Origin of the sequence: Methylobacterium sp. WL18, from assembly GCF_008040015.1 — a bacterium.
In the GTDB taxonomy this organism is placed as follows: Bacteria; Pseudomonadota; Alphaproteobacteria; order Rhizobiales; family Beijerinckiaceae; genus Methylobacterium; species Methylobacterium mesophilicum.
Genome location: NZ_VRVD01000733.1, coordinates 1 through 2,120, shown reverse-complemented (window position 1 = coordinate 2,120; position 2,120 = coordinate 1). Strand labels below are relative to the sequence as shown.

3 protein-coding genes are annotated in these 2,120 nt (G+C 74.4%); 1 reads left to right on the top strand and 2 read right to left on the bottom strand.

Annotated elements, in window-relative coordinates:
- Positions 1 to 467 (bottom strand): PhzF family phenazine biosynthesis protein (locus FV228_RS27640; protein WP_147857428.1); only part of this gene is annotated, 467 nt, incomplete at its 3' end.
- Positions 468 to 652: 185 nt separating this feature from the next.
- Here FV228_RS27640 and FV228_RS27635 point away from each other — a divergent pair.
- Positions 653 to 1,132: an OsmC family protein gene (locus FV228_RS27635; RefSeq protein WP_147857427.1), complete on the top strand. Its 480-nt coding sequence runs from the start codon at positions 653 to 655 to the stop codon at positions 1,130 to 1,132.
- Positions 1,133 to 1,146: 14 nt separating this feature from the next.
- Here FV228_RS27635 and pdxY read toward each other — a convergent pair whose 3' ends face one another.
- Positions 1,147 to 1,995 carry a pyridoxal kinase PdxY gene (gene pdxY, locus FV228_RS33830; protein ID WP_210247827.1) on the bottom strand — a complete coding sequence of 283 codons (849 nt, stop codon included), beginning with the start codon at positions 1,993 to 1,995 and terminating at the stop codon, positions 1,147 to 1,149.
- Between the last annotated feature and the right edge of the window lie 125 nt (positions 1,996 to 2,120).

Below are 2,120 nucleotides of genomic sequence, written 5' to 3'. Positions count from 1 at the left end.
CCGGTGCCGAGATCGCCGGGCTCGAGCCCGAGGAGCGGCGCCAGCACCGCCGGGTCCGGGCCGGCGCCCAGGAATTCCGGCAGGGCCGGCAGCTTGAACCGCGCCCGGCCGCCGCTGCCGTCGGACAACGTCTCGACCACGCAGGGCACGATCCCGATCCGCTCCTCCAGGCCGAAGGCCCGGGCATCGCCCTGGGACGGGTCCTCCAGTGCGAGCAGCACGGCGCTCCCCACGGTCGGGTGGCCGGCGAACGGCAGCTCGTGCCGCGGCGTGAAGATCCGCAGCCGCGCCCGCTGGCGCGCGTCGGTGGGCGGCAGCACGAACACCGTCTCGGACAGGTTGAACTCCGCCGCGATCGCCTGCATCGCGGCCGTGTCGAGCCCCTCGGCGTCGCGCACCACGGCCAGCGGGTTGCCGGCGAGTTTTTGGTCGGTGAACACGTCGAGGGTGACGAAGCGGCGCGCCATCGGTTCGATTCCCTTCGGTTCGAGCCCGCGCGGATTCCGGCTGGCGGCCGTGATCCCGGCTCGGATAGGCTTGAGGCCGCCGCCCCGACTCGCCGGGGCGGCCAGGATCGCGAGCGTAGCCGAGCGCGGACCGAAGTCCCAGCGCATCGGGATGAGGACGCGGACCGCACCACCGGGAGGGAGCCATGCCCGACACGGAGCACGCCTACGCGGTCACGGTGACCTGGACCGGCAACAAAGGGGCCGGCACCCGGACCTATCGCGGCTACGACCGCGCCTTCGAGGCCGCGGCCCCGGGCAAGCCCACGATCGCCGGCTCGTCCGACCCGGCCTTCCGGGGCGACCCGGCCCGCTGGAACCCGGAGGACCTGCTGGTGGCCTCGCTCTGCGCCTGCCACAAGCTCTGGTACCTCGGCCTGTGCGCGCAGGCCGGGATCGTGGTGACGGCCTACGCCGACACCGCCGAGGGCCGCATGACCGAGGAGCCCGGCGGCGGCGGCCAGTTCACCGCGGTCACCCTGCGCCCCCGGGTGACCGTCACGGCGGAGTCGGACGCCGAGGCCGCCCTGGCGCTGCACCACCGGGCGCACGCGCAGTGCTTCATCGCCCGCTCGGTGAACTTTGCGGTGACGCACGAACCGACCATCGTGCGGGAGGGGGCTTGAGGGGGCGCCGCCCCTCACACCGCCTCGACCGAAAAGGTCTCGCTCGGGGTCACGTATTCCGCCTGCGCGGCCACAGTGAGGATCTCCCGGGAGCCCGCGGCCGCGGTGCGCTTCAGGAGGCCGTAGACCGAGGCGGCGGCCGCGCCCAAAGCCGTGGCGGCCGAGCCGGTGCGGGCGTAGTGGACCAGGAACAGGGCCGCGATGCAGTCGCCCGCCCCGTTCACCGCGATGGCGAGCCGCGGGGTGCGGACCCGGAACACCCGGCCCTCCGCCCCGGCCAGCAGGTCGATGCGGTCGGACGGCGTGTCGGCGCAGAGCGCCGAGGTGACCAGCACCACCCGGGGGCCCCGGGCCTGGAGCGCCGCGATCGCGGCCGCCGCCTCCGGCAGGGTCCGGCTCGGCAGGCCGGTGAGCCGGTCGAGCTCGAACTGGTTGGGGGTGAGGATGTCGGCCGCCGGGACCGCGCGCTCGCGCAGGAACGCCTCGATCCCCGGCCGCACGTAGACGCCCTCCGCGACGTCGCCGATCACCGGGTCGCAGCAATAGAGCGCCTGCGGGTTCGCGGCCCGCACGGAGGCCACCGCCTCCAGGATCGCCTCCCCGATCGCGGCCGAGCCCATGTAGCCCGACAGCACCGCGTCGCAGCCGGGAAACACCCCGCGCTCGCCGATGCCCCGCACCACGTCGCGGATCATGTCCGCCTCGAAGATCGGGCCGCGCCACGCCCCGTAGCCGGTGTGGTTGGAGAACTGCACCGTGTGGACCGGCCAGACCTCGACCCCGAGCCGCTGCATCGGGAACACCGCCGACGCGTTGCCGACATGCCCGTAGGCGACGTGGGACTGGATCGACAGGACGTTCAACGCGGGTGATTCCCGGTGCCGTGGGGAGAGCCGAAGCTGTCGGCGATCCGGGGCGCGGGCGCAAGCGATGGGAGGCAAGCCCGGGGGCGCGCGGTCCGGACGGCCGGCCCGCATCGGGTTTGGCC

Excerpts from the sequence above, each read along its gene's own strand:
- FV228_RS27635 (WP_147857427.1), top strand. The coding sequence starts at position 653 with ATGCCCGACACGGAGCACGCCTACGCGGTCACGGTGACCTGGACCGGC.